Source organism: Streptomyces adustus (assembly GCF_009377175.1).
GTDB lineage: Bacteria > Actinomycetota > Actinomycetes > Streptomycetales > Streptomycetaceae > Streptomyces > Streptomyces adustus.
Window position 1 is genome coordinate 1 of record NZ_VJZD01000429.1, and the last position, 4,218, is coordinate 4,218.

The following is a 4,218-nucleotide window of genomic DNA, read 5'->3' on the forward strand; positions in this document are numbered from 1 at the left end:
CCACCGGCCCGCGTCGCACGCCCCCGTGCCCCCGTGCCCCCGTGCCGGCGCTGTGCCTCCGTGCTTCCGTGTCTTCGGCCCCGTCGGGCTACGCCGTCGCCGCCGGGGGAAGCGGCGCGAGGTGGCTGGACAGCCAGGTCGGTACGCCGCCCAGGAGGCGGTACAGGCGGCGGGCCTCCTCGCGCAGCCGTGAGGCCTCCGGCTCGGACTCCGCGTCCGCCAGGGAGGCCAGCGCGGGCGCCGTGCCGACCAGGTAGCCCAGCTCCTCGCGGATCCGCAGGGACTCGGCGAAGCCGTGCCGGGCCTCCGCCAGCTCGCCGTCCCGCAGGGAGAGGCCCGCCAGATGACGCCAGGTGAAGGACAGCAGCAGCGCGTCGGAGTGGGCGACGGCGCCCGCGTGGGCCCGGCGGTAGGCGGCGCGTGCCGCCTGCGGGGAACGGGACAGGTTCTCGGCGAGCAGCCCGCGCCGGAAGTCCAGCAGGGCCCGCCCCGCCGACCCCGGCGGGATCAGCGCCGCTGCCCGCCCCAGCGCCGCCCGCGCCTCGTCCGCCCGGTCGCGCACCCCGTGCAGGGTGGCCGCGTAGGCGAGCTGGCCGCGTTCGCAGGCGGCCGCGCCACGCTCCTCGTCGCCGGCCGCGAGCGCCTCGGCCGTCCGCAGCGCGTCCTCGGCGTCCTGCCAGCCCTGCTCGGTGTACAGGCACCGCTCCACCAGCAGCCCGGCCCGTTGCAGCGCGGCGGCCGCGCTGTCCGGTGGGAGCAGGGCCGCGGCGTCGGTCCAGCAGGCGCGTGAGCGCAACCGCCATACCGCGGTCTGGAGGGGATCGTCACCAGCGGTCGTTCCGTTACCAGACATGGCGGTATGCGCCACGTTGCCCTCCCCGAGCACGCCATCGAGCTGTGAGTGGTGGCGGCATTCCAGCACCAATCCCGGCGCCCGGCCAAGAGGTTGGTGAAGGTTTTCACAAAGTCGTGGGGGCCGGAGGACACTTGATCCCCTTCCGTCCCACGGCCGGGTGACCTCAGCTCATGCGCAGCGCCAGGAAGAAGTCCAGCTTGTCCTCCAGCCGGGACAGGTCACGACTCGTCAACTGCTCGATCCGCCCGACCCGGTAGCGCAGCGTGTTGACGTGCAGATGCAGCCGGGACGCGCACCGCGTCCAGGAGCCGTCGCAGTCGAGGAAGGCCTCCAGGGTGGGGATCAGCTCGGCGCGGTGGCGCCGGTCGTAGTCGCGCAGCGGGTCCAGGAGACGGGCGGTGAAGGCCCGGCGGACGTCGTCCGGCACGAACGGCAGCAGCAGCACGTGCGAGGCGAGTTCCTGGTGGCCCGCGGCGCACACCCGGCCCGGCCGGGCCGCGGCGACCCGCCGGGCGTGCCGTGCCTCCTCCAGCGCCCCGCGCAGCCCCTCCGCCGAGTGCACGGCCGCGCTGACGCCGAGCGTGAGCCGCCCGTCGTCGTTCAGGCCGGCCGACAGCGGGTCCCGTACGGACTCCAGGAGGGTGTCGGCGACGATGCCCGTCTCCGTGCCGTCGTCCCCGCCCGGCAGGGCCGACAGCGGTACGAGCGCGACCGCCTCGTCACCGGTGTGGGCGACGGCGATGCGGTCGGAGGGCTCGGCACCGGTGGCGAGCGGGTCGACCAGGATCTCCTCCAGCAGCGACTGGGCGGCCTGACCGCCGTCGACGGTGCCGCCCTCCCACTCGACCCGGGCCACGACCACCTGCCAGTGCGGGGCCGCCCCCAGGCCCGGCAGCAGCACCGGGGCGGCGACCCGCAGCCGCGCCGCCAGCTCGGCGGGCGCGGCGCCCGTCTGCACCAGTTCGAGGATCTCCTGGGCCAGTCGCCGCCGGACCGTGCGCGCCGTCTCCCGCCGGTCCCGCTCGACCGCGATCAGCTGGGTGACGCCCTGGAGCAGGTCGAGCCGCTCCTCGGGCCAGTCCCCGGCGTCCGCCTCCACCGCCAGCAGCCAGTCGGACAGCACGTTCTCGCGCACGTCCCGGGAGCCCTGTGCCGAGCGGCCGCCGCCGCGGATCGGGAACAGCGAGTAGGTGGCGGAGCCGACCGCCACCCGGTGCGGGGTGTGCCGGCCGGCGCGGGCGGCTGCCAGGTGTTCCGCCGCGAGCCGGGCGCACACCTCGGCGGGCAGCTCCGGGCCCGCCGCCTTCGGGCCCGCGATCAGCCGGCCGGCGGGGGAGAGGACCCAGGCCCGCAGGTCCAGGTCCGAGCGCAGCAGGTCCAGGACCACGTCCGGGCCACCGCCCGTCGGGCCCGAGGTCATCAGCCTGCGGTGCCGGTCGACCACGGCCGCGAGGTCCCCGGCGCGCTCGCCGGACACCTGCCGCACCACATGCTCGGTGATCGTCGCGAACGCAACCGACTCGTGCACCGCGAACAGCGGCATCCGGTGCCGGGCGCAGGCCACGACCAAGTCCTCGGGCACGTACCCGAACTCCGCGGTACCGGCCGCGACGCCCGCCACCCCGGCCCCCGCCAGGGTCCGTACGAACGGTTCCGAGTCCTCGGCGTCCCGGCGCCAGGCCAGTCCCGTCAGCACCAGCTCACCGCCGGCCAGATAGCGGCTGGGATCCCTGAGGTCGGTGGTCATCACACCCTGCACGGTGCGGTCCAGCTCGTCCTCGCCGCCGAGCAGCCGCAGCCCCAGCGCATCGGTGTCCAGCAGTGCGCGCAGCCGCATTCTCGTCGCCGCCGTTCCTTGTCTCGAAATCTACGATGAATCTGAAGGCGTTTGTGGTGAGAGCCCGGCGAGAGGGTTCTCGGCGCGGGAGCAGGTCGTCCCGGGGATGGCGGGGCGCGTCTCACGTTTCCACAGGAAAACCCGGAGGTTACTGATGGCCTCCGTTCATACGAATCTACAAGATGCCCGTGCTGGCCAGCCAACTCCTTCATGGTTTCCGTGACTGACCCCACTGGAGTACCGGGCGGTGTACTGAGCCCACTTCGCGTAAACAGCACAGGAACGAGCCTGGCCCGCCGCACCCTGACCGGCTCGGATCCGGACGACTCACGAGACGAAGACTCGCGAGACGAACACTCACGAGACGAAGAAGAGAGCCGGTCATGGACTTCCTTCGCCCCGCCAGCTGGGAGGAGGCGCTCGCCGCCAAGGCCGAGCACCCCGGCGCCGTGCCGATCGCGGGCGGCACCGACGTGATGGTCGAGATCAACTTCGACCACCGGCGGCCCGAACAGCTGCTCGACCTCAACCGTGTCGGAGAACTCTACGAGTGGGAGGTCGGCGAGCGGTCCGTGCGGCTGGGCGCCTCGGTCCCCTACACGAAGATCATGGAGAACCTGCGCGGCGAGCTGCCCGGCCTGGCCCTCGCCTCGCACACGGTCGCCTCCCCGCAGATCCGCAACCGCGGCGGCGTCGGCGGCAACCTCGGCACCGCCTCCCCGGCGGGCGACGCCCACCCGGCCCTGCTGGCCGCCGGAGCCGAGGTCGAGGTCGCGTCGGTGCGCGGCACGCGCATGATCCCGATCGACGCGTTCTACACCGGCGTGAAGCGCAACGCGCTCGCCGCCGACGAACTGATCCGCGCCGTCCATGTCGCGAAGGCAGACGGGCCCCAGCAGTTCTCCAAGGTCGGCACCCGCAACGCCATGGTCATCGCGGTCTGCGCCTTCGGTTTGGCCCTGCACCCCGAGACCCGCACGGTGCGCACCGGCATCGGTTCCGCCGCCCCCACCCCGATCCGGGCCAGGGTGGCGGAGGAGTTCCTGACCGCGGCGCTCGACGAGGGCGGCTTCTGGGACAACGGGAAGATCATCACTCCGTCGGTGGCCAAGCAGTTCGCCGACCTGTGCGCCGCAGCCTGCAACCCGATCGACGACGTCCGGGGCACCGCGGGCTACCGCAGACACGCGGTCGGCGTGATGGCCCGCCGCACGCTGACCTGGACCTGGGAGTCCTACCGCGGCACCGCCGCCCGCACGGAGGGAGTCGCGTAATGCGCGTCAGTTTCACCGTCAACGGCTGCCCGCAGGAGGCCGACGACGTATGGGAGGGCGAGAGCCTGCTGTACGTCCTGCGCGAGCGCATGGGGCTGCCCGGCTCCAAGAACGCCTGCGAGCAGGGCGAGTGCGGCTCCTGCACCGTCCGCCTCGACGGTGTGCCGGTGTGCTCCTGTCTGGTGGCGGCCGGCCAGGTCGAGGGCCGCGACGTCGTCACGGTCGAGGGCCTGGCGGAGTACGCCAGACAG

At 73.5% G+C, this 4,218-nt stretch carries 4 protein-coding genes; 2 read left to right on the forward strand and 2 right to left on the reverse strand.

Annotated features, from left to right (window positions below):
- Window positions 1–88: 88 nt before the first annotated feature.
- Together FNH09_RS44960 and FNH09_RS44965 are read right to left on the reverse strand one after the other, a co-directional pair.
- On the reverse strand, window positions 89–868 hold the full coding sequence (locus FNH09_RS44960; RefSeq protein WP_162470067.1) for a hypothetical protein: 780 nt from the start codon (window positions 866–868) through the stop codon (window positions 89–91).
- A 151-nt stretch (window positions 869–1,019) separates the two neighbouring features.
- Window positions 1,020–2,693 carry a PucR family transcriptional regulator gene (locus tag FNH09_RS44965; protein WP_152895644.1) on the reverse strand — a complete coding sequence of 558 codons (1,674 nt, stop codon included), beginning with the start codon at window positions 2,691–2,693 and terminating at the stop codon, window positions 1,020–1,022.
- A gap of 383 nt (window positions 2,694–3,076) precedes the next feature.
- Between FNH09_RS44965 and FNH09_RS44970 the strand changes: the two genes are divergently transcribed.
- Together FNH09_RS44970 and FNH09_RS44975 are read left to right on the forward strand one after the other, a co-directional pair.
- A complete protein-coding gene (locus FNH09_RS44970; protein ID WP_152895645.1) occupies window positions 3,077–3,967 on the forward strand; it encodes an FAD binding domain-containing protein in 891 nt (296 codons plus the stop codon).
- Window positions 3,919–4,218: (2Fe-2S)-binding protein (locus FNH09_RS44975; RefSeq protein ID WP_238427475.1), on the forward strand; the 300-nt coding region annotated here is incomplete at its 3' end. The genes FNH09_RS44970 and FNH09_RS44975, both read left to right, overlap by 49 nt.

What these genes read in the sequence shown, in the direction of transcription:
- FNH09_RS44970 (WP_152895645.1), top strand. Translation starts at nt 3,077, where the DNA reads ATGGACTTCCTTCGCCCCGCCAGCTGGGAGGAGGCGCTCGCCGCCAAG.
- FNH09_RS44965 (WP_152895644.1), bottom strand. Translation starts at nt 2,693, where the DNA reads ATGCGGCTGCGCGCACTGCTGGACACCGATGCGCTGGGGCTGCGGCTG.